Source organism: Stomatobaculum longum (assembly GCA_000242235.1).
GTDB classification, from domain to species: domain Bacteria; phylum Bacillota; class Clostridia; order Lachnospirales; family Lachnospiraceae; genus Moryella; species Moryella longum.
Window position 1 is genome coordinate 253,560 of the sequence record JH590863.1, and the last position, 24,336, is coordinate 277,895.

Below are 24,336 nucleotides of genomic sequence, written 5' to 3' on the forward strand. Positions count from 1 at the left end.
ATGACGACACAGGAAAAACTGAAACAGTACCGCGATTGGATTTTTAAATGCTCTGCCTACAGAATGGCACTCAATATCATTGGTATTGACAAGCAGACGGTCGCGCCGAGCGCCGGTGCGGCTTACCGCGATGAGCGATCCTCGTATCTCGCGGGAGAGCTCTTTAGCCTTGAGACCGACCCGGAGATCATTGCACTCTTAAAGGAGTTAAAGGACGATCCGGCGGTCGATGCCGAGACAAAGCGCGCTGTGCAGCTCTACTATAAGAGTGTGATGGACACGATGTGCATTCCGAAGGAAGAGTTTGTGGCCTATCAGAAGCTCTGCAACGAGTCTTTTGATGCCTGGATTCTCGCAAAGTCCAAGGCGGATTACTCGATTTTTGAGCCCTATTTAAAGCGGGTCATTGAGAGCCAGAAGAAGCTGTACGGCTATCGCGAGAGCGATCAATCTGTCTACGACCAGATGCTGGACGACTTTGAACCGGGCATGACGCAGGAAAAGTATGACGCTTTCTTTGCGGCGCTGAAAGAACGTCTGGTTCCGTTAATCCGCAAGGTGACGGCGGCAAAGCAGATTCGCGAGGACTTCCTGCACCTTGAGTACCCGGTCGAAGAGCAGAAGAAGTTTATGAACGAGCTTCTTACCTACCTGCACTTTGATCCTTCCTGGGGCTATCAGAATGAGTCCGAGCACCCGTTTACATCTTCGACCTGCGAGAACGACTGCCGCACCACGACCAAGTATATCCCGAACAGTGTGGTCTCGGCGATTTTCTCGACGGTTCATGAAGTTGGACATGCGTACTATGAGCATGATGTGGATCCGAAGTACGACGGCACGATTTTGTCGGAGGGCATCTCCTCCGGCATGCACGAGTCCCAGTCCCGTCTTTGCGAGAACTATCTGGCGCGGACCGAGGCTTTCTGGCGTTACCACTACCCGAAGCTCAAGGCGCAGTTCCCGAAACAGCTCGGCGATGTGAGTCTTGAGGACTTTTTGAAAGCGGTCAATGCGTCCAAGCCCTCCTTTATTCGCACCGAGGCGGATGAACTCACCTATCCGATGCATGTTCTGATTCGCTATGAGATCGAGAAGGGGCTCTTTAACGGAACCATCTCGACCGAGGGCCTCGACAAGACCTGGAACGCGAAGTACAAGGAGTACCTTGGTGTCGATGTGCCGAATGCGAAGGTCGGCATCCTGCAGGATGTGCACTGGTCTGACGGCAGCTTCGGCTACTTCCCGACCTATGCGCTCGGCACGGCGTTTGCAGCACAGTTTGTGCACACCATGCGGAAGGAGCTGGACGTGGACAAGCTGCTCGAGAACAATCAGTATGATGTGGTCATGGGCTGGTTAAAGGAGCACATCCACAAATACGGCTGCCGCTATGACGCGCCCGAACTCATGAAGCTGGTCACGGGCGAGGACTTTGATGTGAATTACTTCCTCGACTACATCGAAGAGAAGTATACAAAGCTGTATCAGCTGTAAGAGAGATACAGATCAGGCAATATAACGGAATAGCGCTTTCTTTCAGGTGCTTTGCAGTCCTTTTCCGAATACTGTTTTCAGTTGTATTCTGCCGAGAGCCGCAGAGCACCTGCTCTTATGTTCCGATGTTAAAGTGATACCGCGTGGTTTGAGAATGGCGGGCGCATGAAAAGCTTCCGTGAATGCTGGTTGTTTGTTGTTGCTTTGATTGATTGAATGAGAGGTTCGAAACAGATGGAAATTGAAGTAAAAGAAGTTACCGATCAAAAAGAGAAGGAGACAATCTCAAGAGAAATACTCTATGCTCTTCCGGAATGGTTTGGATTACCCGAGAGCACGGAGGAATATATTACGGATTCGCAGGACAAACCTTTTTTGGTCTGCTATGCGGATGGAAAAATTGCCGGCTATATGGTGTTGAACGCGACGAGCGCGGATTGTGCGGATGTTTTTGTGATGGGCGTCAAAAAAGAATTTCATCGCATGGGAATCGGATCAAAATTGAATGCGACCTATGAAACGATGGCCAAAAAGCTGGGCTACACCTACTCCCAGGTAAAAACGGTTCAGATGGGACATTACAAGGAGTATGATATTACCAATCGTTTTTATCTGGCGATGGGCTACAAGGAGCTGGAGTGTTTTCCGACTCTATGGGATGAGTGGAATCCGTGCCAGATTTATATTAAGTACCTAGGGAAATAAAGACCGTTTTAGCGTGCAGAAGCGTTTGGGACAGAACTCCGACCAATCATAGAAAGTGCAGGCGGCTTCAATCAAAAGAGGTCGTGCAGTCACCTGAGAAACAGAGCGATAGTTCACAATAAGTTCACATAATCATTAGCACTCATCTATTGACAGTGCTAATAAAAGAGGTATAATGGGCACTGTAAAGAGGAACAGAGAGTAAGCAAAAGAGAGTTCACCCTCCTTCCCCTAAATCAGCTTCGACCTTACGGTCGAGGACTATTAAGGAGGTAAGAGTATGTTAGTACCGAGTCTGTTTGGTGAGAATTTATTTGATGATTGGTTTGATTTCCCGGCGTTGAAAGGGGCAGATCAGACGGATCGGAAGTTGTACGGACGCCGCGCGAGAATGTTGATGAAGACCGATGTGCATGAGAAAGAGGACAGCTATGAGCTGGACATTGATCTGCCGGGCTTCAAGAAAGATGAGCTCGCGGTGGAGCTGAACAACGGTTATCTCACGGTCAGTGCCGCAAAGGGGCTGGACGAAGAGAAGAAGGATCAGGATGGCAAGCTGATTCGGCAGGAACGCTATTCGGGTTCCATGCAGAGAAGCTTCTATGTGGGCACACATGTGAAAGAAGAGGATGTGAAGGCGAAGTTTGAACAGGGTGTCCTGAAGCTCAGCATCCCGAAGAAGACAGAGGCAAAGTTGCCGGAGAAGAAGACCATTCTGATTGAAGAATAATTTGTTTGAAACAGGATTGTGTGAAAACAAACGCGAGTTCAGGTGGAACGGATGCCACTGAGAATGAAAAAGCTGCCGCAGTATTGCGGCAGCTTTTTTGTGACTTCTGGATTTAGCTTAAGTTTTTATGCCGTAATGGCCTGTTCGGCATTCCACATGGCGGTATATTTACCTCCCAGGTTTAAAAGCTGCTCATGGGTCCCGGACTCCGCAACTTTTCCGTCTGCCACGACGAGGATTTGGGCGGCATTTTTTATAACAGACAAGGTATGAGCAATCATCACAACGGTCTTGTTTTCCTGCAGCAGATTTGAAATTGCCTGTTTGACAGCGAGTTCATTCTCAATGTCCAAAGAGGAGGTTGCCTCATCCAGAAGCAGAATCGGGCTGTTTTTCAATATGGCCCGAGCAATCGAAAGTCGCTGTCGCTCACCGCCGGAAAGCAGATTGCCGTTTTCACCGATGGAGCTATCATACCCTTTTTTCATTTTTCGGATAAATGTGTCACAGTTCGCTTTTTTGCAGGCGATTTCTATTTCCTCATCCGTAGCGGAAGGGTTTGCGTGGCGTATGTTCTCCCGTACTGTTTCATGAAACAGAAACGTGTCCTGATCGACCATAGAGAGGATATCCAGTACATCTTCCGCATTGACATGGCGGATCGATTGTCCGCCGATGTCAATGTCCCCGCTTTCCGGATTATAATATTTCGCAATCAGATTCAGAATTGTTGATTTGCCTGATCCGGAGTCACCCACGATTGCGGTTAGCTTGTGATCCGGTATTGCGAAACTCATTTTTTTCAGAACAGGTTCTCCCTCCACATAAGAGAACGACACATCATGAAAGGAGATGCCGTGCTCTTTAGGCGAAAAGATATCTTTGCTCTTTGATTCTTCCTTTTCTGTCAACAGGTTTTGGATGTTTGTTTTTGAGATCAGGAGATTCCTGTAACTGAACATGTCAACCGAAATTGCAGCGGTCAGCTTTGCTAAAACCATCGGCATCATGCACAGAAACAGGAAATTGATTGCGTGGATGGCTCCGGATTGCCAGGGGATGAATCCAATCCACATAATCAGCGGAACGGTAAGCCAATTTACAATGTTAAAAGCAAAATTAACCGGAATCCCGTGTGCTTCATATTGATAACTGACTGTGCTGAATTTCCGCAGGGCAGCTGTTGTGTTTCTGTTTTTAGTGCCTCCCATTCCATAGGCCCGGAAGGCCTGAATTCCGTCGATGTACTCGACGATTTGTCCTACCGCCTCGGCCGTAACGGCATTCTTTTCCTTACCGTACTTTCCCACAATTCGAAACGACAGCCACATTTCGGGGAGCAACAGAAGAAGAGAAAACAGTAGGATGACCGCAGCCGGGAAATACAGAACACCGATAAAGAAAATCACGATTACGGACAGAATCCCGTTTTTCACAAGAGAGGCAAGTTTATGCGTCAGAATCTGTTCATAACTATTGACATCTGCCGTCATAATATTGATGTATTGACCTTCGCGCTTTTCCGTAAAGCCGGATAACGGAAGCTTCCTAAGCTTATCGCCAAGGCCGAGACGAATGTTTTTAGACACCTCGGCGCCACCGATTTGGCTCTGTGTATAGCCAATGCTGTAAATGACTAGTCGTATCACAAAGATAGCTCCGACGAGGCCGGATAGACTGAAGATGCGCTGCATAGAAGCAGTACCGTCGTACAGCATTTTGAGCACTGCGTAAATGACAATATAGTTACTTCCGGAAAGGAGTCCCTCCAAAACGGTCAATATCAGACCGCGGTAAAACAGGGCATTCTTACGGAAAAGATTTTTATCTGTCATCCTCCGATTCCTCCTTTCCCATAGGTGATAGACCTTGCCGATTCATAGCTTTCCCAACTTCTTCGGTAATAGTTGTTGCGCGAAAGCAGTTCATCATGTGTGCCGATATCGGAAATCGTATGATTCTCTACCACCGCAACCTTGTCACACATACCGACCACACTGAGTCGATGAGCAATGATGAGGACGGTTTTCCCCTTGGAGAGGTTCCGGATTGCTTTGTCAATCTCCATCTGATTTTCCGGATCGGCGGCACTTGTCGCTTCATCCAGAATCAAAATCGGCGCATTTTTTAAAATTGCCCGTGCAATGGCAATTCTCTGCTTTTCACCGCCCGAAAAGCGGGAACCGTAACTTCCGACTTTTGTGTCATATCCGTCGGGGAGGGACATGATGAAATCGTCAATTTGTGCTGCACGTGCAGCTTCTCTAACCTGCTCCAAAGAAGCATTCATCCCCATGCGAATATTGTCAAAGACAGAGTCTCGTGTCAGGAAAGTCTTCTGAAAGACGAGAGATATATGCGCAAGGAGTGTTTCGTATCGAATGCTTTTGACATTTTTTCCTCCGATCAGAACCTCTCCGTCATCCGGGTCGTAGAAACGGGAAATCAGTGCGGCAATCGTGCTTTTACCCGCGCCGGAGGCGCCTATAACGGCGACTTTTTCGCCTTCGCGGATGCACAGGTTGCAATTTTCAAGCACATTTGTTTTTCTGTCATAGGAAAAGCGCACGCCTTTTAGTGTGATATCACGGCGTTCGGGGAAAGCATCTCCGCCTTCAAAAACTGGAAGTTCCAGTATTTCTTTTACTTTTGTAATGCCGCTGAACGCCTGCGCGAAATTGCCAGAAAGCTGCTGAAGCGGGAGCAATTCCGTCAAATACAAGGAACCGATATAGGTAAACAGGAGAAATACGCTGCCTGTGATCGTTCCGCGCAGGAAAAGTCTTCCGCCCAGTGGAACAATCAGCAAAAGTCCGGACTCCAGTATCAGAATAAAGACAGCATACAAAGGGGCAGTCTTTTTTGAGATTCTGTTCCACGCTCTGTTTCCGTCGAGAATGGCTTCTCTGAATTTTTGAAATGATTTGCTGCCCATCCGGTATGCCTTAATCAGACGCATTCCGCGGATGTATTCGACCATGACGGAATTGAAGCCGGCAAGGGACTCGTTGGCCTCCGGCAACATATCAGACATTTTTTGAAACACCGCCATCATCACCGGAATATCCAAAAGGAGAGGAAGCAGGGAAATGAGTGCCAGCGGAACATTCACCGTCATGAGATAAGCGAAAATAACAATAGGACCGGTGAGGTAGCTGACAAGCTCCGGAATGTTATGTGCAAGACATAACTCTAACTTCTCGATGTTCTCATTTAAGACGGTTTTGATTTCACCGGTGCTCCGCTCGTTGACATATCCAAGCGGAACCTTCGCCAGGTGTTCTATGAGCATGCAGCGCACCCGAAACAGGGTGTTATAAGCACCTTTGTGCGAGAGCACGCCGGACAGACCAAGCAGGACCATGCGGAGAATAGTTGTGACGGTTACCGGAACGATGCTGTCCGTCAATTCTTTCTTTGTCAGCGTTCCCAGTAGGACGGTGTCCATCAAGCGATAAATGCCGACATACGGTCCGATTACAAGCAGTCCGCTCAAAAATGCACACAAGACAGAGGCAAATAAGTACCATTTGCCGCTACCGGCCCATGTAAGAAGTAATTTGACCGGTTTTTCTCTTCCCTTATTCAAACAGATCACCTCCCCTATTTGTCTCCACGGCAGAAAAGAACAATTGCGCTATCTGTGCCTTGTTATCCGCTCGGAATTTTAAATCGTCGCTGATTTCACCGTCGGAAAAAGCAAGTATGCGGCTACATGTCCTGCAAAGAAATTCATAATCGTGTGTCACAACAAATATGATTTTCCCCTGTTCGGAGAGGGTGCGGATTATTTTGGCGACGCTTGTCATGCTCTCATAATCCAATCCGCTGGTAGGTTCATCAAAGACAATCAGTTCTTTTTTACAGATCTGTCCCACAGCGACGGCCAGTCTTTGCTTTTGTCCGCCGGAAAGCGTACCGGGATGCTGTTCGGCAAAGGGGGTCAGATTCAGCGTGTCCATCGTTTCTGCGATCAGAGCTGCATTCGGGTTACGAATGCCGAAGGAGCATTCTGCTTCCACGCTCTCTGCAAAAAGCTGAAAATTCACATCCTGCATGACCATATAGGAAATTTTCTGCCGCCTTTTTGTTGAGATGATTTTGCCATCCCGGAAAAAATCTCCTTTGATTTCTTGGTGCAATCCGCAGAGGGCTCGCGAAAAGGTCGTTTTACCGGTTCCGTTTTTCCCGACAAGTGCAATTACCTCGCCCCGTGAGAATTTTGCGCTGATATTTCTCATCACGGTTTCTTTCCTGTAGAACAGGGAAACATTTTTGAGCTCCAGACTGTTTTCCTGTTCTTTCTTCGCAATTAGCTCGGGAAGCTCTTTTCGCAGGTCGGTGGTTCGGAGCCCCATCATTCGGCGTTCTTTGTCTGTCAAGGTCAGGAATTCTTTGGCAGAGTAATTTTTTGTTATCTGCCCTTCATCCAATACAAGGATTCGGTCAACGATATCCATCAGGTAATAGAGGCGGTGTTCGACAATCAGAATGGTTTTTCCCTGAGACTTAAGCTCTTTGAGATGAGTTTTTAAAGCATCAACTGTCTCCATATCCAGATTGGAGGATGGTTCATCCAAAAGATAAACCATGGGATTCATGGCATATACAGAGGCAAAAGCAACCTTCTGCTTTTCTCCGCCCGAAAGAGAGAAAATATTCCTTCCGCGCAGAGTTTCAATCTCCAGAATCTTTGCGGCGGCAGCCACTTTTTGCGCAATCTGTTCCCTGGGCAAGGCCTGGTTTTCCACGCCAAACGCAATCTCACTGTCTGTATCCACATTGAAGAACTGTGTCTTTGGGTTCTGAAACACCGAACCGACAAGGGATGCGATTTCGTACATCGGAAGTTCCGAAAGGTTCTGTCCGTCAAGCAGAACATTCCCGGTCAGCTTACCGGGATAGACATTCGGGATAAGTCCGTTCACAAGGCGCGTCATGGTGGTTTTTCCGCAGCCGCTTTTCCCGCAGAGAAGGACGCATTCTCCGTCCTTCACCGTGAAATTGATGTCATGTAAACCCTCAGTTCTATGTGTTTTCGCCTGCATCCTATGTGAGTCATATGAAAAAGATACATGCTGAAACGTAATCATGGCGACACAATCCTTTCCCAAATAAGACCCAGCACAAAAATGCAAGCTGCAAGAACTGTGACAATACGGTCCCTTCCTCGGAAGCGAATCTCAAGAAGGCAGGTGCGTGGCGTTGGGTTCTCTATCCCGCGAGTCACTGCGGCGGCAGAGAGTTCATCTGCTGCATTGGAAGCTGCCATCAGCAAAGGGACATAGAGACATTCCACCGTCATGACCGGGTTTTTCAGAAAGCCGAACAAGGAGGGGGTTACATCTCTGAGCCGCATGGCGTCCTTGATATACCCCCAGTCCTCACAAACTGTGGGAATGTACCGAAGCATGACCGCCAACGGAATAACCAGTTGCTTGGGAATATGTGCCTTGTTCATCGCGGTCAGGAATTCATTGACCTTCGTCGTGGAAATGATAATGTTTGCCAGAAAAGCACAAGGGAAGACCGTATAAAACAAGCCGAGCCAGGATGTGAACACCGTGTAAAGCGTTCCTTTTTCAAGCGACATAATCCGTGTTGTCAGCAGGTAAAAGACGCCGTAAAAGGCTGCCCGGAACAGTGATTCGCGTGTTTTCCCGCTTGCGCACCCGAATATGGTAATCGCAAAAACGAGTAAGTTCTCATAGGAGAGAGAGGGCGCAATCATCGCTGAAATCACGCATAGAATCAGCAGAATAATTTTTGTGCGGGGATCAAATGACAGCCCGTGACGGCTTTCTGTGTTCGCACTTCGTATCATGCCGTGATTCTCGCTTTTTCAAATTGTTTCTTTAACAGTCGACTGCCGACAAAACCGCTGAATAAGGCGACCAAAACAGTGCCTGCCAACATGGATATCAAAATCCAATGGTTGACGGTTGCTGCCATTGTATCCAGATATTCCTGCGGTGTGCCCTTTTCCGACATCCGGCTTACCCAGGCCTGCGGATTGATGAAATACGCAAGATAGGACCCGGTTCCGCCGAGGCAGAAAACAATGTAGGAGAGAATGTTGATTTTTATATTTCGATAGCGTCCGGTCCTTGCCACCAGATCGGCCAGTGCGCTTCCGGCCAGATAGCCGATGCTCATGCCGATATGCATGCCGGTCACATAGCAGAAGATTGCCATCATCAGCCCCGCAATAAAAATCGGTCCTGGTTTTGGCACTTTTGCGACCAGTAAAAGATATACCGGTCCGGCGAGAAGCGCCGCGCCTACCGGAAAATAAAAGGTCAGGGCCGGGAACATTGCAAAGGGCCCCCCGCTCAAGGAAATACATATCAATATGATGGCGGAAAAGACACCGACTGTAATAAGATCCTTGACTGTAAGTTTCTGTTTCCTGCGGTTTGTTTCGCTTGTCATAACAAATGCCCTCCCTTTCAGTGTACACATTGCAGTGCAAGAGACGCGGTGGTAGTATAGTATTAGATTTAACTAATCAAAAAACAGTATAAAAAATCAGGAAAAGCAAAACAATACAGTTGAGAACGGTTTGTCTGATGCGTATGAAATCGCGTCCGATATGTATGATTTCGAGGGGATTGCGTATGGAAGTCAACGAATTTTACAGAGAGTGGCTTACCCGCAGCGGTTTTGTTGAGAGTAAGTCAACACACAACTTCAGCCCTGCCGGAAAAGTGTACCTCGCTCCAAAGGGCGTAGCCTGCGGATATTACTGGGTCTACGGAGAGAAAGATTTGTTTGATATTAAAATCCACGATTTCTATTTTTTCGAGGATCATTTGATATCCCTGACTACGCCGGAGTGTTTAAGCATTACCTACTATGACTCTGTGTCCGGGGAGGAGTTGAACCCTTACCACCGCTTAACCGCAGGGTGTGTCAAAACCTTTCACGGGGGACATGAGGTATATCGATCTATGATGCATAAGAATATTCCGATCCGTTCCGTGGGAATTGAAGTATTTCCCGCATATTATGAAAAGTATCTGCGGGAAAGCTACCCGGATGACTACATTCCTCCGCAGGAGGCATTCAGTCGCGTTGGGCAAACACTCGACTTCCCGGAAATGTCACAGCTTTTGCGTCAGGTTTGGGAGTATAGAGGAGAAGGCATACCGGCAAAGTTGTTTTATGAGGCCAAGGTTGCGGAAGCAGTCTCTCTTGTTTATGAACGTGGAAAGAACAGCAAAAATGATAGCTGCGGAAGAATATCTAAGCAGGACATGGATGCCTTGAGTAATGTTGCTTCATACATCAGTGATCATTTCAACTCGGAGCTTCCGCTGGAAATGCTTGCACGAATCGCCTGTATGGGCACCACAAAATTGAAGACCTTTTTTAAGCAAACCTATCACTGTACGATTTCCGAATACATCCAACAGCGACGCATGCGTCACGCGGAAATGCTTCTGGTCTCTACAGACCTTGTAATCGAGCAGGTTGCTTCGGCTGTCGGGTATTCCAATGCCGGAAGATTTGCGGCAAATTTCAAAACCAATACAGGGCTGTTTCCATCGGAATATCGCAAAATGGCACATAGGAAATACGACGGTTCTCTCGGACGAAGAGAAGGCTGACTTTTCGTAACAGAGAAGAAGTATTCTCATATTGCGGTGCCTATGACCTTGCGAGGCGTCTGGTAAAGGGACTGAATTCGTCGGCAACCGGGGATGAGAGGATGTGAAAGCCAAGTTTGAACAGGGTGTCCTGAAACTCAGCATCCCGAAGAAGATAGAGGCAAAGTTGCCGGAGAAGAAGACCATTCTGATTGAAGAATAATTTGTTTATTGTTTGAAACAGGATTGTGTGAAAACAAACGCGAGATCAGGTGGAACGGATGCCACTGAGAATGAAAAAGCTGCCGTGTTGAAAAAGCCTCGCCGAACCGTTATGATAAATAGCGTATTGATAAGCATGGATGTAATTATGCTGCAAACCGTTCCACAGGAGAGTTTGGTCTGATTTTGTAGGCGTAGTTGCTTTGCCCCGGCTGCGCGTTGTTGCGGCCGGGGTTTTGTATTTTGAAAGAAGCGGGGAGGAAGATGAGCAGAGTATTGGTGACCGGCGCGTACGGCTTCCTGGGACGCTATGTGGTTCGGGAGTTGCTCGCGCACGGCTATGAAGTGGTCGCTTTCGGGAGAAAGCGGGATAAACTCGAAGCGCTCCGCGCGGACGGCGCGGAAGCCGCGGAACTCTTTGTCGGGGACTTCTGCAGGCAGGAGGATATCACGGCGGCGACAAAGGGCGTGGACTTTGTGATTCACGCGGGGGCGCTCTCTACGGTCTGGGGCAAGCGCTCCGACTTTATGGAGACCAATGTGCGCGGCACGCAGCGGGTCATCCGCGCCTGCAAACAAAATAAAGTAAAGCGCCTGGTCTTTGTCTCTTCGCCGAGTATTTACGCCGGGAAATGCGACCGCCTGAATATACGCGAAACGGACTGCGACGCCTCGAATTGTCTGAACTACTATATCGAGAGCAAAATTTTGGCGGAGAAAGTGCTGCGGGAGCAGCGGGGCGTTCCCTGTGTCATCATACGCCCGCGGGGCCTCTTCGGCGTCGGAGACAGCAGCATTATCCCGAGGCTCATCAAAGCAAACCGGCGGAGTGGCATTCCGCTCTTTCGGGGTGGACACAATCTCGTGGACATCACCTGCGTGGAAAATGCAGCGCTCGCCCTGCGGCTTGCAATCGAGAGCGAGGCCGCGGCAGGGGAGGTCTACAACATCACGAACGGCGAACCGCGGGAATTTCGGGCAATTCTCGAGGAACTTTTTCGGGCGCTCGGCGAAAAGCCGCGGTACCTGCGCCTGCCGCTCGGCTTCCTGTACGGCGTCGCGAGCTTGACGGAACGGGTTTACCGTCTGTTCCGTCTGAACGGAGAGCCGCCGTTTACGCGTTACACGATATGTACGCTCGGCTACAGTCAGACCTTAAACATCGAGAAAGCAGAGCGGGAACTCGGCTACAGGCCTATTGTCAGCCTACGCGCGGGAATTCGGAAGTATGCGAAGGGAGAGCGATGACAGCGTTCAAGTCCGTTGAGAGTATTCGCTACTATGCCTGCGGATACTGCACCAACGATTTGCACACGGTGTTTCGGGGATACCCGCATGAAAAGCGGCAGTTTCCAGCGGGCGTCTTTTTAATTCGGCACGCGAGACAGGGCTATCTCCTCTTTGACACCGGCTATAGCAGTGAAATCTCTACCTTAGGGTTACAGGGGCGGCTCTACCATCTGTTGAATCCGACCTCTGTGCGCCCAGCGGATGAGATTCGGAATCAGCTGATGGCGGACGGCATTCAGCCGGAGGAGATAAGCTACCTCTTTCTGTCTCACCTGCATCCGGACCACATCGGCTGCGTGAAGCACTTTCAGTCGGCGCGGATTGTGCTGAGCCGGGACGCCTTTTTGCGTTATCGCCGCAACCGACTTGGGGATTTGATTTTTCAAAGACTCTTACCGCCCTGGTTTGCGGCGCACTGCACGGTGCTTCGGCGGGAGCAGCTTCGGGAAGAGAAGAATGCGTATTTTTCCTACTGCGATTTTTTCGGGGACGGGAGCCTTCTCTTAACGCAGATGGACGGACACGCGCGGGGGCAGCTCTGCTGTCTGATAGAAAATAAGATCTTTCTCGGGGCGGATGCAAGCTGGGGCAACGAATTCGTGGGGCGGGCAAACGAACTCCGCTTTCTTGCGCGGCTTGTGCAGGATGATATGCGCGCCTATCGGGAAAACGATCGCATTCTTTCGCGCATGCGCTCGGACGGCATACGGCTTTGCTTTAGCCATGACCGCGGAATCGAGGAGGTCATCCGGGGATGAGAGAGCGTTTGGCGGTCGTTTGGTATTTTATCCGGGCGCGCTACTTACGGCGCTTCCGTACGAGAAAGGCGCTGCGAAGCTATCAAAAGCAGCGGGTGCTTCGGCAACTCGCCTATTTAAAACAGCATTCCCCGTATTTTAAGGCGCTTTCCGTTCATAGCTTCGAAGACTTTCGGAAACTGCCCCTGATGAACAAAGAGTTCATGATGGAGCATTTCAATGCGCTGAATTGTGTCGGCATAGACCGGGACGAGGCACTTTCTCTCGCAATTGACGGCGAAAAGCAGCGGGAATTTTCGGAGAAACTCGGTGTTATTTCCGTGGGGCTGTCCTCCGGAACCAGCGGGGCACGCGGACTCTTTTTGGTGAGCGACAGGGAGCGGGCGCTCTGGGCGGGAACGGTGCTCGCCAAGTTTTTGCCGAAGGGAAAACTTTTCGGGCACCGCATCGCCTTTTTTCTTCGCGCGGACAATAATCTCTACGAGACCATCGATTCCAAGCTGATCCGGTTTCGCTACTTTGACCTCCTGAGAGACATGGGAGAGAATCTTTCGGAACTCGCGGACTACCGTCCGACTTTGCTGGTCGCGCCGCCGTCGGTCTTACTCGGCATCGCGCGGGCCATGGAGCGCGGAGAACTTAGAATCAATCCCGAAAAAGTAATCTCGGTCGCGGAAGTGCTGCGCGCGGAGGATGCCGCCTACCTAAAGGTACAATTCGGGCTTCCCTTCATCCACCAGGCCTACCAGTGTACGGAGGGCTTCCTCGGCTATGTCTGCGAATGCGGGAATTTTCACTTAAACGAGGAACTTGTGCTGATTGAACGAGAGTATCTGGACGCGCACCGCTTTGTGCCCATCGTCACGGACTTTACGCGGCAGTCGCAGCCCATCGTCCGCTACCGCCTGAATGACATTTTGGTTGAGAAAAAGGGGCACTGCCCTTGCGGGAATCCGGCAACTCTGATTCGATACATTGAGGGAAGAGAAGACGATGTCTTTTATTTTGCGGGCATTCGTCGAAAAGAGGTCGCGGTCTTTCCGGACTTCATAAGCCGCTGCGTGATTTATGCGGAAGGAGTGCAAAATTATAAGGTCTTGCAGGATGGCAAAGCGCATGTGACGGTCTTTCTGGAGCGGGAAAGTTCCGCTACCTCAGCGCAAATTCGGCGGGAATTTGCGCGCCTCGCGGAAAAGATGAAGTTTCACTGCCCGGAAATCGCGTTTGCGCCCTATGTGTCCGATTTTCAGAGAAAGATGAAGCGCGTGGAGCGGAAAATCGGAGACTAAAAAAGAAGTGCCGTTCGGAGACAGCGTGGGCGCGCGGAGTGGAAATGAGCGGCTTAGAAAAGATATGTCGCCGGGAGACAGCGTGGGCGTGCGAAGCGGAAACGGGAGGTTTTAGAAAAGATGTGTCGACGGATAACCGAGTGATTCCGAGAGCTTATAGTGGGTTTGGCGCAATCGGGCAGTCGTGCCGTGTACGGCAAACAATCGCTGCCGAAGCGCTTTGTCGCCGCCACCCGGGCGTCCTCCGTCACAGTCGGAAGGCATGGATTTGGGAGAATGGCAAAGCGACTGCCGTGCTTCCTGTGTATGATACAAACAAAAGAAGCGTAGCAACGAAAAAGCGTATCTGCGAAAAGCGGTGAAGTGCATCCTGAAACGCAGGAAGAAGTGAGCAATGCAAATGAGAACATTGTAGCAATGCAAGATAAAGTTGAAACCGAAGCAGACGCTGGAGTGAGCACTGCGAAACAAGACGGAAGCGTTGGACTTGGAAAGGAGAGCAGGCAGAGATGAGAAACATCCGAATTGCGGGCTACGGAAAGTATGCGCCGGAAAACACGATGGAATTTCACGGGGAGTGCCGCTACCGCGCAAACGGGAGCGAGACGCAACTCGATATGGCGGTCAAGGCGGCGCGGCGTGCCCTTGCGATAGCGAAGATGCAAATCGAGGAGATTGACTGCATCGTCTCTGCGAGTGCGGTTATGATGCAGCCCATTCCCTGCAATGCGGCCTTAATTCACGAGCAGCTCGCAAAAGGCAGAAATATTCCCGCGATGGACATCAACTCGACCTGTACGAGCTTTGTGACAGCGCTCGACATGATGTCCTATCTCATCGCTGCGGGACGCTACCGGAATGTTCTGATTGTCTCGAGCGATATTGCCTCTGAGGGCTTAAATGAGGCGCAGCAGGAGAGTTATGAGCTCTTTTCGGACGGCGCCGCGGCCTTTGTCATAAGCCGCACGGAAAACGAGAAGCAAGGTGTCATGGACAGCATTATACGCACCTATTCCGAGGGGGCGCATTCCACTGAGATTCGCGGCGGCGGGACACTGCACTCCGCCATGAAGTACCGCACGGAGGACAGAGCGGACTACTGCTTTGACATGAAGGGGAAGAGCATCTTGAGTCTCAGTGCGAAAAAGCTGCCGGAACTCTTCCGGGAGTTTGAGGAAAAGAGCGGCATTTCCTGTTCGGAGGTCGATATCATCGTGCCGCATCAGGCAAGCAAGGCACTGCCCTTTATCATGAGCCGCCTCGGCATTCCGGCGGAAAAGTATGTGGACCGGGTGAGGCAATACGGCAACATGGTCTCGGCCTCGATTCCCTATGTGCTCTGTGCACTACTTGAGGAGGGCAGGATAAAGGAGGGAGATCGGGTGCTTCTCTGCGGGACTGCGGCGGGACTCACTTGCAACCTGCTGCTGTTACAGCTCTGAGGCAGAAGATGCAAAGGACAATGAGAGGCAAACGGGTGGTCTTTTTTTCGACCCCGGCATACGGGCACCTGCAGGCTGTGTACCCGGTGCTCGCGCGGCTTGTCAGGGCAGGCGTTCGGGTAGACTGGTATTGCACCGAAACGTACAGGGAGTTGGTCACGGCGACGGGCGCGCACTTTCATCCCTATTGTGTGGACTTTTCGCGCTATCCGCTCGACCGGCTGACGGCGGACTTTTTCTCGCTCTACCGCGGACTGCTCGCGCTGAACCGGCGCTGCTATCTGCGCTACAGGCGGGAAATCCGAGAGAATCCGCCGGATCTTTTGCTCTATGATTCGATGTGTTCGTTCGGAAAGAACCTCGCGAAACAATTCAGAGTGCCGTCCGTCTGTCTCTGCACGACCCTCGCCTACAATCTGCCTGTGTTACTTGGGACAAATTTGCTGCTCCCGAGTCTAAAGCTGATCGGACGGCATCTGCCGCAATTTTTAGAGCTATACCGGCGCGAACGGCACTTTCGCAGGCGGGAAGGGTTGCCACGCTGTCATCTTTTGGATCTCTTTGTCAATGCGGGCGATAAGACGCTGGTCTTTACGCCCCCGGAATTTCAACCCTTTGTGCGGAGCTTTCCGCGCTCCTTTGTCTTTGTGGGAACCACGATTCGAGACCGCCTGAAGCCCGATATCCGCTATGAGGACTGCGATATCTACCTCTCGTTCGGCAGTATTTTTGCGGCGCGCGCGGGTAAACTGGAGACGCTTTTACAGAGCCCGCTGTTTCGGGGAAAAAGGGTGATTGTGAGCGCGGGAGGGGCCGCAGCGGACTTACAAAAACGCCTCGGAAGTGAGCGGCTTAGCTTTGTGCGCCGCACGGAGCAACTTTCACTGCTCAAGAAGACCCGTCTCTTCGTGAATCACGGCGGTTTAAACAGCGTCTATGAAAGTTTATACTTTGGAATCTTTCAGCTCTGCCGGCCGCAGCAGGAGGAGCAGAAGCTGACCGCGCTGGTGGCGGAGCGAAAGAAGTTCGGCCTCTATGTGAGAAATCTTGGCGATCTCACCGCAGAGGAAATCGAAAAACGGCGGCGCGCGTGGTGGCCGCAGATACAAAAATACCGGCGGATTCTTCGCGCCGCGGACGGGACGACACAGGCCTGCCGGGAAATTTCGAAACTGCTCTTCTCTACAGGATATCCGGACAGAAAAGCCGTATACTTATAAAAATACAACTGCCCTGTAAGGAACACGCAAAAAACCGACAGGGCAATTCCATAAAAATGTACAAAAGTAAGGGCTTAAACTTGTACAGATGGACGGATAAAACAGTGTTATTCGTGTAGGACATAGCAATTATACACCACTAACAATAGGAAGGCATTGCCGCTATGGGGAAAATGAGGTATTATTCTAGTAACGCTTGATTTATGTGTATCAAGACCACGGAGGATAAGCATGAAGTTCAAGGAAATGCAGTACGAGCGGATTTCGGTTGAGAGCATCGCCGAAGAAGAGAAGAAGCTGATCAAAGCGCTGCAGGAGGCAAAGACTTTCGCAGAGGCGGAGGCAGCTTTCCTCGCAATCGACAAGCTGGACAGACATGTATCGACGATGTCCGCCCTTGCTTCGATTCGCCATTCGATTGACACAACGGACAAGTTTTACGACGAGGAAGAGAACTACTGGAACAATGCCTCGCCGCAGATCCAGGAGTACAGCCAGGAGTGGACCAAGGCTCTGCTCGCTTCTCCCTTCCGCAAGGAGTTTGAGGAGAAGTACGGCAGCATCCTCTTCACCAATGCGGAGCTCGCGCTGAAGACCTTCTCTCCGGCGATTATCCCGGAACTTCAGCAGGAGAATGAGCTTGTCACCGCTTACGAGAAGCTGCTCGCGAGCGCACAGATTCCGTTTGAGGGCGGTGTCTATACCATTTCGCAGATGACGCCGTTTAAGAATGACCCGGACGATGCGAGACGCCTCGCGGCCTGGAAGGCGGAGGGACAGTGGTACAAGGATAACCAGGAAGAGCTCGACAGACTCTATGACAAGCTGGTGCACCTTCGGGATACCATCGGTAAAAAGCTCGGCCACGACAATTTCCTGCCGGTCGGCTACTGCCGCATGCAGAGAAACTGCTACGACAAGGCCGATGTCGAAAAGTTCCGCGAGGCCGTGCAAAAGTATGTGGTGCCGGTGGCGGTCAAGGTCTACGAGAGACAGGCAAAGCGCCTCGGCAAGACATATCCGATGAGCTACGCCGACAACGCGATGGAGTTTCGCTCGGGCAATCCGAAGCCGCAGGGCACGCCGGACGACATTGTCACGGCGGCAAAGCATTTTTACGAGTGGCGTTCTCCGGAGACCGCCGAGTTCTTCAATCACATGATTGACGATGAGCTCATGGATCTGCTCTCGACCAAGGGAAAGCAGGGTGGCGGCTACTGCTCGGAGCTTCCGGACTATAAAACCCCATTTATCTTTGCAAACTTCAATGGCACCCAGCATGATGTGGAAGTTGTGACCCATGAGGCCGGGCACGCGTTTGAGGCCTACTTAAACCGTGATCGCGTGCCGATGGGGACCGTAGCGCCAAGCCTTGAGGCCTGCGAAGTGCACTCGATGTCGATGGAATACTTTGCGGAGGCTTTTGCCGAGGAGTTTTTCGGCAAGGATGCCAAGAAGTATCTCTACTCCCATCTGACCGGCGGTCTGACCTTCATTCCCTACGGCACGATGGTCGATCACTTCCAGCACATCGTCTACGAGAACCCGGATTTGACTCCGGCCGAGCGGCATGCCAAGTGGAAAGAGCTGATTGGCATTTACCAGCCGTGGATGAAGCTCGACGGCGATATTCCGTTCTACGCAGAGGGACAGAACTGGCAGAGACAGCATCACATTTACTCGCTGCCGTTCTACTACATCGATTACTGCCTCGCACAGACGGTCGCACTCCAGTTCTGGAACCGGATTCAGAAGGATCAGAACGACGCGTGGAAGCACTACATGGCTTATACGAGTCAGGGCGGTAGCGTCGTCTTCACGGAACTGCTGAAGAACGCGGGACTCGACAGCCCGTTTGAGGGGGACTGCTTAAAGCAGGTCTGTGAGACAGCGGCGGCTTATCTGGACAATTACGATTTGTCGGATCTTGCCTGATGGGAATGTTCCGTACGCCCTATGACCGGGGCGGTGCTCTCTCGAAAGAGGCTATGCAGGAGAGGGCGGAGCGTTATCTGGATATGCGGGAGAAGGAGAGCGCAAAGCAGGAGAACCGGTTGATTGCAATCCGTTATCTTTTGCTCTGGCCGTTCGCGCTGCTGCCGGGGTTTCTTCCCAAGGTGGCGGTCGCACATACGGTGTTGCTCCTTTTGCCTTACGCGCTGGAACTGGTCTGTATGCTGCTCACGGGGATTACCCTGGTCGGCTTTGTACAGAATGCCACGGGCAGCGTGAACGGACGGCTCTATAGACAGCTGTTTACCGGGTTACAAATGCGGGCGGCGCTCGCCGGACTGTTCGGCGCACTGTTCTTTTTCGCACAGCTCCTCAGTATGTTGCTGAACCATAGCGCGCGGACACTGAGCGAGGGACTGGTGCTCCTGATGCAGTTCCTGTTTTTGCTGACCTTTGTGTTATTTTTCCGGCAGACGGACCGGGTGATTCGCAACTGGCGTCTGACGGAGTTATAAAAATCGGCATCACCGGAATGGCCCTGCAAGGGAGGGGCGTTCTGTTTGCAAGTCGTCGCGCATACGGTATGTGCGGCAACCAACAATCCGAAGGAGGAGAAGGGTATGAGAAAGACAAGACGTGTCGTTGCTTCCCTTTTAGCAGCGACCATGGCAGTTTCGCTTCTGGCGAGTTGTTCTTCGAAGAAGGACACGGGAGCCTCGGACGGAACACAGAAATCGGGGGATTCGCAGGCGGGTAATACCGGCGACAGCCTGGTATACGCAAGCGGTGAGTTCAACGGTAAGTTCTCGCCGTTCTTTTACGAGACTGTGCCGGATTCGGATATGGTCACGCAGTGCACGGCCGGCCTTCTTACCACAGATCGAAACGGCTCCGTCGTCCTGAAGGGCATTGAGGGCGAGACCAGAGAGTACAACGGCAAGCAGTATACCTACCACAGCATTTCGGATTGTACGATTACGGAGAACAGCGACGGCACCGTCTACTACGACTTTAAGCTGAAGGACGGCGTCAAGTTCTCGGACGGTGAACCGCTGACGGTCGACGATGTGATTTTCTCGATGTACGTCTATTCGGATCCGACCTATGACGGCTCCACGACCTTCTTTACCCTGCCGATTCAGGGTATGGAAGAGTACAGAACCGGTGTCGACACCCTCTTTAACCTGATGGTCAAGGCGGGCGAGAACAACACGGACTTCTCCAAGTGGACCGAGGATCAGCAGAAGAAGTTCTGGGAGTCCTATCACAAGGCTGCAGAGGCATTTGTGAAAGAAATCGTGGATTCCTGCATTGCGAGCGGCTCCAACAAGGAGGGCGACTCGATTGCGGCTGTCGCGGCAAATTACGGCTATCCGGATCTCAAGGCGGATGCGACCGCAATGGATTTCTTCAACGCAATGCTCGCCAAGTATGACGGCAGCGTGAAGGATATGTCCGACAAGGAGAGCGCGGGAACGCCGTTCTCCGAGCTCATGGATAACTACCAGGATTTCGCAATCGGTGTTGAGACCGGCACTTCCGCACCGAACATCAGCGGTATCCAGAAGACCGGTGACAATACGTTCCGCATTGTCACGACCAAGGTCGACGCACAGACCATCTACCAGATCGGCATTGTTGTTTCGCCGCTTCACTACTACGGCGACAAGGCGCAGTACGACTACGCAAACAACAAGTTCGGCTTCCCGAAGGGCGACCTCAGCCTGATTCGTTCGAAGACCTCGAAGCCGCTCGGCGCAGGCCCGTATGTCTTTGACAAGTACGAGAACGGCGTTGTCTCGCTGAAGGCAAATCCGTACTACGACCAGGGCGAGCCGAAGACCAAGAATCTTCGCATGAGCTACATCAACCAGTCCGACTATATCAACTCGATTCTTGCCGGCACGGCAGATGTCGCAAATCCGTCCTACACGAACGAGATTGCGGATGCCATCAAGAAGGCAAACAGCAACGGCGAAGTTTCGGGCGACAAGATTTACACGGTTGCGGTCGATGCACTGGGCTACGGCTACATCGGCATGAACTCGCACAACATCTCGGTCAACAAGGAGCCGGGCAGCGATGCTTCGAAGAACCTGCGCCGCGGCTTCGCGACCATTTTCGCAGCATACCGTGACCTCGCGGTCAGCACCTACTACGGTGACAGAGCGAGCGTCATCAACTACCCGATTTCCAACACCTCCTGGGCGGCACCGCAGCCGACCGACGACGGCTACCAGATCGCATTCTCGAAGGATGTAAACGGCAACCCGATTTACACTTCCGGCATGTCGGATGAGGATAAGTACGCAGCGGCAAAGAAGGCGGCGCTCGGCTTCTTTGAGGCGGCAGGCTACAAGGTTGAGAACGGCAAGATTGTCTCCGCACCGGAAGGCGCGAAGATGGAGTACACGGTCATGGTGCCGGGCAGCGGCACGGGCGATCACCCGTCCTTCATGATTATGACCGAAGCGCAGAAGGCACTCGCAGACATCGGCATGAAGCTCACTATCAACGATCTCTCCAATGTCTCCGATATGTGGAACAAGATTCAGGCCGGACAGGCTGAAATCTGGTGCGCGGCATGGCAGTCAACGCCGGACCCGGATATGTATCAGGTTTACTACTCCGATGTTGCAAACGGCGGCAAGCAGCACGGCGGTTCCACCTATCACTACCAGATTGAGGATGCAGACCTCGACAGCATGATCCTGCAGGCGAGAGAGTCGACCGATCAGGAGTACAGAAAGACACTCTACAAGGCTTGCCTTAACAAGATTGTCGACTGGGCTTGCGAGGTTCCGGTCTACCAGAGACAGGAAGTTACGACCTTCTCGGCAGAGCGCATCAAGACCGACACGATCACACCGGATATCACCTCCTTCTACAAGTGGTATGCGGAGATCGAGAACCTGGAGCTGAGCAAGTAAGTAGCTACGGAAATCCATAAATGTTGTTTTCGGGCAGTAACCGCATCCCCCGGTAACGCGAGGGATGCGGTTTTCCCGATATAGAAGCAGGAACCGCGAAGAGCGGTCGCCTGACCTGTATGGAAGAGCGGGTTTTTTATGAAAAAATACATTATCAAACGACTCTTATGGTCTGTCGTGATTTTGTTTATTGTCTCTTTTCTGATTTACGCGCTGATGCGGTGTCTTCCGACTTCGTATCTCGAGCAGATTGCGAGACAGAAATCACAGCAGCCCGGATCCAAGACTTTTGACGAGTGGATGCAGCAGCTCTCGGCTACCTACGGTATGGACAAGGGCATTATCCCGGGCTTTGCTTCCTGGCTTTCGAAGGCAGTCCGCCTCGATTTCGGTGACAGCTGGAAGTACACGGTTCCGGTCACCCAGAAGTTTGCGCAGGTTGTCGGCATTTCGTTCTGGATGAGCCTGATTGTCATGGTTCTGGAGATTCTGATTTCGATTCCGCTCGGCATCATCGCGGCGACGAAGCAGTATTCGACCACCGACAATGTGATTTCGGTCATCGCACTGGCCGGCATCTCCCTCCCGACCTTTTTCATTGCATCGCTGCTGAAGCTGATTTTCTCGGTCAACCTGAAGTGGTTTGACCTGAACGGTCTGATCGGCAGAAATCACGATTTCCTCTCGCCGATGGGGCAGAGATGGGATATTGCGATGCACCTCGTGTTGCCGATTATGACGCTTACCATTGCGAGTGTCGGTGCTTACATGCGTTTTATCCGCACCAACATGCTCGAAGTTCTGAACTCCGATTACATCCGCACCGCAAGAGCGAAAGGTCTCTCCGAGCGCCGCGTCATTTATCACCACGCGTTCCGGAACACCCTGATTACGCTCGTGACCCTCTGGGGCACTTCACTGCCGGGTCTGTTCTCGGGTGCCATGATTACCGAGCAGCTGTTCTCGATTCCGGGTATCGGCTATACCTCTTACCAGGCCATGGTATCGGGCGACATTCCGTTCTCGATGTTTTACCTGGTCTTTATCGGAATTCTGACACTGATCGGCAACCTGTTGACCGATATTCTGTATGCCGTGGTTGACCCGCGCGTGCGCATTGAATAAGAAGGGAGGAATTTGTATGTCTGAAACAGAGAAGAAGGCAGAGCAGAATCAGCAGAAAACGACTTACTCCCTGAATGATGATCGCCGCGTTAAGACTTTGTCGCCCGGTGCGATGGTCACCAAGCGCTTCTTCCGGAACCGGATTGCCGTGCTCGGCATGTTCATTCTGATCGCGATGTTTTTATTTTCCTTTGTCGGCGGTGCGATTTCGCCCTACGGCGAGTCGGAGCTCTTTTACCGCACGGACAAGCAGACGCAGAAGTATGCGGGCGTCAAGGTAAATACGGAGCTTCGCTACCAGCAGGTCGAGAAGAACGCATTCCCGGCACTTGCGCAGGCACAGTTCGTGCTCGCAAAGGGCAAGGGAACCCCGGATTTTGCCGCGGGCAATGTGCAGTACAGCTATGAGGAAGCCGGCAAGGACTTCTATGTGATTTACAAAAAAGGCGCAAGCGAGCCGATTGCCTTTGCTTCGCTCGCGACCGTGGCTTCGGCGTCCGGCAACGAGGCGCTTCCGTTTGACACGCAGCTCGCGATTCTGAAGGCGGTCACGAACCAGGAGACTTCCTTTACGCTCGGCAGCGACACCTATACGGTGGATGAGGACGGAACGGTCTCGAAGGACGGCCAGCCCTATGCGTATGCGAGCCGCTATGTGATCAATGCGATTATGAGCGATGTCACCTTCTCGAAGCAGTTCAAGGAAGAGCTGATTGCCGAGATTGAGGCGGGCAAGAAAGAGTTTACCTTTAAGGATGCCGACGGCACCGAGGCGAGCTACACGCTCGAGTACGATGCACCCTCGAAGGCCTACAATATCATGCAGGTCAAAGAGCAGCGTGTCTACGACACCTATTCTTCGCCCTCTAAGGCACATCCGCTCGGCACCGACAAGAACGGCATGGACATGCTGACCCGTCTCATGTACGGCGGCCGTGTGTCGCTCTACATCGGCTTCATCGTCGTAATCATTGAGACCGTCATCGGCATGATTATGGGCGGTATCTCCGGCTACTTCGGCGGCTGGGTCGATATGCTGATCATGCGCATCGTCGATATTTTCTACTGCATCCCGAGCATCCCGATTTACATCATCATCGGTGCGGCGATGGACGCGCTGCATGTGGATCCGCAGATTCGTATGATTTATCTGATGATGATTCTCGGCTTCTTCGGCTGGCCCTCCATCACCAGACTGGTCCGCGGTCAGATCCTCACGCTCCGCGAGCAGGAGTTCATGACGGCGGCGGAGGCAACCGGTATCAAGCCGATCAACCGCATTTTCCGGCATCTGCTGCCGAATGTCATCCCGCAGCTCATTGTCACCTGCACCATGAGCCTTGGCGGCGTGATTCTGACCGAGGCAACTCTGTCCTTCCTGGGCCTCGGCGTCAAGTTCCCGTTCGCATCCTGGGGAAATATCATCAACGATGTCAACAATACCTATGTGCTCAGCAACTATCTGTTCATCTGGATTCCCGCCGGTATCTGCCTGCTCCTTACGGTGCTTGCCTTTAACCTGGTGGGCGACGGACTCAGAGATGCCTTTGACCCGAAGATGAAGCGCTGATCGCGAACGAAAGGAA

General features: G+C 51.8%; 20 protein-coding genes. 15 read left to right on the forward strand and 5 right to left on the reverse strand.

Annotated elements, in window-relative coordinates; all coding sequences use genetic code 11:
* The 3 genes from HMPREF9623_RS06975 to HMPREF9623_RS06985 all read left to right on the forward strand — a co-directional run bounded on the left by HMPREF9623_RS06975 (position 1) and on the right by HMPREF9623_RS06985 (position 2,932).
* On the forward strand, positions 1–1,497 hold the full coding sequence (locus HMPREF9623_RS06975) for a carboxypeptidase M32 (protein ID WP_009533191.1): 1,497 nt from the start codon (positions 1–3) through the stop codon (positions 1,495–1,497).
* A 234-nt stretch (positions 1,498–1,731) separates the two neighbouring features.
* Positions 1,732–2,202: a GNAT family N-acetyltransferase gene (locus tag HMPREF9623_RS06980; RefSeq protein ID WP_009533192.1), complete on the forward strand. Its 471-nt coding sequence runs from the start codon at positions 1,732–1,734 to the stop codon at positions 2,200–2,202.
* Positions 2,203–2,482: 280 nt separating this feature from the next.
* Positions 2,483–2,932, forward strand: a complete 450-nt coding sequence (locus HMPREF9623_RS06985) for an Hsp20/alpha crystallin family protein (protein ID WP_009533193.1) — start codon at positions 2,483–2,485, stop codon at positions 2,930–2,932.
* Between the two features lie 125 nt (positions 2,933–3,057).
* Here HMPREF9623_RS06985 and HMPREF9623_RS06990 read toward each other — a convergent pair whose 3' ends face one another.
* The 5 genes from HMPREF9623_RS06990 to HMPREF9623_RS07010 are packed head-to-tail and all read right to left on the reverse strand — an operon-like array spanning position 3,058 to position 9,364.
* Positions 3,058–4,767, reverse strand: a complete 1,710-nt coding sequence (locus HMPREF9623_RS06990) for an ABC transporter ATP-binding protein (protein WP_009533194.1) — start codon at positions 4,765–4,767, stop codon at positions 3,058–3,060.
* Positions 4,764–6,521 (reverse strand): ABC transporter ATP-binding protein, encoded by a 1,758-nt coding sequence (locus HMPREF9623_RS06995; protein ID WP_009533195.1) that lies wholly within the window; start codon positions 6,519–6,521, stop codon positions 4,764–4,766. The genes HMPREF9623_RS06990 and HMPREF9623_RS06995 overlap by 4 nt, the downstream gene beginning before the upstream one ends.
* Entirely contained in the window at positions 6,514–8,025 is a 1,512-nt protein-coding gene (locus tag HMPREF9623_RS07000; protein WP_009533196.1) for an ABC transporter ATP-binding protein, read from the reverse strand. Before HMPREF9623_RS07000 ends, HMPREF9623_RS06995 begins: the two co-directional genes overlap by 8 nt.
* A complete protein-coding gene (locus tag HMPREF9623_RS07005; RefSeq protein ID WP_009533197.1) occupies positions 8,022–8,756 on the reverse strand; it encodes an energy-coupling factor transporter transmembrane component T in 735 nt (244 codons plus the stop codon). The genes HMPREF9623_RS07000 and HMPREF9623_RS07005 overlap by 4 nt, the downstream gene beginning before the upstream one ends.
* Positions 8,753–9,364, reverse strand: a complete 612-nt coding sequence (locus tag HMPREF9623_RS07010; RefSeq protein WP_009533198.1) for an MptD family putative ECF transporter S component — start codon at positions 9,362–9,364, stop codon at positions 8,753–8,755. Before HMPREF9623_RS07010 ends, HMPREF9623_RS07005 begins: the two co-directional genes overlap by 4 nt.
* Positions 9,365–9,549: 185 nt before the next feature.
* Here HMPREF9623_RS07010 and HMPREF9623_RS07015 point away from each other — a divergent pair, with 185 nt between their 5' ends.
* The 12 genes from HMPREF9623_RS07015 (at position 9,550) to HMPREF9623_RS07065 (ending at position 24,320) form a co-directional block, all read left to right on the forward strand.
* On the forward strand, positions 9,550–10,542 hold the full coding sequence (locus HMPREF9623_RS07015) for an AraC family transcriptional regulator (RefSeq protein WP_009533199.1): 993 nt from the start codon (positions 9,550–9,552) through the stop codon (positions 10,540–10,542).
* A gap of 103 nt (positions 10,543–10,645) precedes the next feature.
* Positions 10,646–10,744 carry a hypothetical protein gene (locus HMPREF9623_RS12010; protein ID WP_306697222.1) on the forward strand — a complete coding sequence of 33 codons (99 nt, stop codon included), beginning with the start codon at positions 10,646–10,648 and terminating at the stop codon, positions 10,742–10,744.
* 263 nt (positions 10,745–11,007) lie between these two features.
* Complete coding sequence (locus HMPREF9623_RS07020) at positions 11,008–11,991, forward strand: NAD-dependent epimerase/dehydratase family protein (protein WP_009533200.1); 984 nt, start codon at positions 11,008–11,010, stop codon at positions 11,989–11,991.
* Positions 11,988–12,791: an MBL fold metallo-hydrolase gene (locus HMPREF9623_RS07025; RefSeq protein ID WP_009533201.1), complete on the forward strand. Its 804-nt coding sequence runs from the start codon at positions 11,988–11,990 to the stop codon at positions 12,789–12,791. The genes HMPREF9623_RS07020 and HMPREF9623_RS07025 overlap by 4 nt, the downstream gene beginning before the upstream one ends.
* Entirely contained in the window at positions 12,788–14,080 is a 1,293-nt protein-coding gene (locus HMPREF9623_RS07030; protein ID WP_009533202.1) for a F390 synthetase-related protein, read from the forward strand. The genes HMPREF9623_RS07025 and HMPREF9623_RS07030 overlap by 4 nt, the downstream gene beginning before the upstream one ends.
* Before the next feature lie 509 nt (positions 14,081–14,589).
* Positions 14,590–15,522, forward strand: a complete 933-nt coding sequence (locus HMPREF9623_RS07035) for a 3-oxoacyl-[acyl-carrier-protein] synthase III C-terminal domain-containing protein (protein WP_009533203.1) — start codon at positions 14,590–14,592, stop codon at positions 15,520–15,522.
* A gap of 20 nt (positions 15,523–15,542) precedes the next feature.
* A complete protein-coding gene (locus HMPREF9623_RS07040) occupies positions 15,543–16,742 on the forward strand; it encodes a glycosyltransferase (RefSeq protein WP_195891214.1) in 1,200 nt (399 codons plus the stop codon).
* A 231-nt stretch (positions 16,743–16,973) separates the two neighbouring features.
* Positions 16,974–18,677 (forward strand): M3 family oligoendopeptidase, encoded by a 1,704-nt coding sequence (locus HMPREF9623_RS07045; protein ID WP_009533205.1) that lies wholly within the window; start codon positions 16,974–16,976, stop codon positions 18,675–18,677.
* Positions 18,677–19,210: a hypothetical protein gene (locus HMPREF9623_RS07050; RefSeq protein WP_009533206.1), complete on the forward strand. Its 534-nt coding sequence runs from the start codon at positions 18,677–18,679 to the stop codon at positions 19,208–19,210. The genes HMPREF9623_RS07045 and HMPREF9623_RS07050 overlap by 1 nt, the downstream gene beginning before the upstream one ends.
* A 105-nt stretch (positions 19,211–19,315) precedes the next feature.
* The gene (locus tag HMPREF9623_RS07055) at positions 19,316–21,625 is read left to right on the forward strand and encodes an ABC transporter substrate-binding protein (protein ID WP_040799901.1); all 2,310 of its coding nucleotides are present in this window, start codon (positions 19,316–19,318) and stop codon (positions 21,623–21,625) included.
* A gap of 138 nt (positions 21,626–21,763) precedes the next feature.
* Positions 21,764–22,750 carry an ABC transporter permease gene (locus HMPREF9623_RS07060; RefSeq protein WP_009533208.1) on the forward strand — a complete coding sequence of 329 codons (987 nt, stop codon included), beginning with the start codon at positions 21,764–21,766 and terminating at the stop codon, positions 22,748–22,750.
* A 16-nt stretch (positions 22,751–22,766) separates the two neighbouring features.
* Positions 22,767–24,320, forward strand: a complete 1,554-nt coding sequence (locus HMPREF9623_RS07065; protein ID WP_009533209.1) for an ABC transporter permease — start codon at positions 22,767–22,769, stop codon at positions 24,318–24,320.
* Positions 24,321–24,336: the final 16 nt, after the last annotated feature.

What these genes read in the sequence shown, in the direction of transcription:
- HMPREF9623_RS07000 (WP_009533196.1), bottom strand. Translation starts at nt 8,025, where the DNA reads ATGATTACGTTTCAGCATGTATCTTTTTCATATGACTCACATAGGATG.
- HMPREF9623_RS07055 (WP_040799901.1), top strand. Translation starts at nt 19,316, where the DNA reads ATGAGAAAGACAAGACGTGTCGTTGCTTCCCTTTTAGCAGCGACCATG.
- HMPREF9623_RS07010 (WP_009533198.1), bottom strand. Translation starts at nt 9,364, where the DNA reads ATGACAAGCGAAACAAACCGCAGGAAACAGAAACTTACAGTCAAGGAT.
- HMPREF9623_RS06985 (WP_009533193.1), top strand. Translation starts at nt 2,483, where the DNA reads ATGTTAGTACCGAGTCTGTTTGGTGAGAATTTATTTGATGATTGGTTT.
- HMPREF9623_RS06975 (WP_009533191.1), top strand. Translation starts at nt 1, where the DNA reads ATGACGACACAGGAAAAACTGAAACAGTACCGCGATTGGATTTTTAAA.
- HMPREF9623_RS07045 (WP_009533205.1), top strand. Translation starts at nt 16,974, where the DNA reads ATGAAGTTCAAGGAAATGCAGTACGAGCGGATTTCGGTTGAGAGCATC.
- HMPREF9623_RS07015 (WP_009533199.1), top strand. Translation starts at nt 9,550, where the DNA reads ATGGAAGTCAACGAATTTTACAGAGAGTGGCTTACCCGCAGCGGTTTT.
- HMPREF9623_RS07035 (WP_009533203.1), top strand. Translation starts at nt 14,590, where the DNA reads ATGAGAAACATCCGAATTGCGGGCTACGGAAAGTATGCGCCGGAAAAC.
- HMPREF9623_RS07065 (WP_009533209.1), top strand. Translation starts at nt 22,767, where the DNA reads ATGTCTGAAACAGAGAAGAAGGCAGAGCAGAATCAGCAGAAAACGACT.
- HMPREF9623_RS07005 (WP_009533197.1), bottom strand. Translation starts at nt 8,756, where the DNA reads ATGATACGAAGTGCGAACACAGAAAGCCGTCACGGGCTGTCATTTGAT.
- HMPREF9623_RS07060 (WP_009533208.1), top strand. Translation starts at nt 21,764, where the DNA reads ATGAAAAAATACATTATCAAACGACTCTTATGGTCTGTCGTGATTTTG.
- HMPREF9623_RS06990 (WP_009533194.1), bottom strand. Translation starts at nt 4,767, where the DNA reads ATGACAGATAAAAATCTTTTCCGTAAGAATGCCCTGTTTTACCGCGGT.
- HMPREF9623_RS07025 (WP_009533201.1), top strand. Translation starts at nt 11,988, where the DNA reads ATGACAGCGTTCAAGTCCGTTGAGAGTATTCGCTACTATGCCTGCGGA.
- HMPREF9623_RS07020 (WP_009533200.1), top strand. Translation starts at nt 11,008, where the DNA reads ATGAGCAGAGTATTGGTGACCGGCGCGTACGGCTTCCTGGGACGCTAT.
- HMPREF9623_RS06980 (WP_009533192.1), top strand. Translation starts at nt 1,732, where the DNA reads ATGGAAATTGAAGTAAAAGAAGTTACCGATCAAAAAGAGAAGGAGACA.
- HMPREF9623_RS07040 (WP_195891214.1), top strand. Translation starts at nt 15,543, where the DNA reads ATGAGAGGCAAACGGGTGGTCTTTTTTTCGACCCCGGCATACGGGCAC.
- HMPREF9623_RS07050 (WP_009533206.1), top strand. Translation starts at nt 18,677, where the DNA reads ATGGGAATGTTCCGTACGCCCTATGACCGGGGCGGTGCTCTCTCGAAA.
- HMPREF9623_RS07030 (WP_009533202.1), top strand. Translation starts at nt 12,788, where the DNA reads ATGAGAGAGCGTTTGGCGGTCGTTTGGTATTTTATCCGGGCGCGCTAC.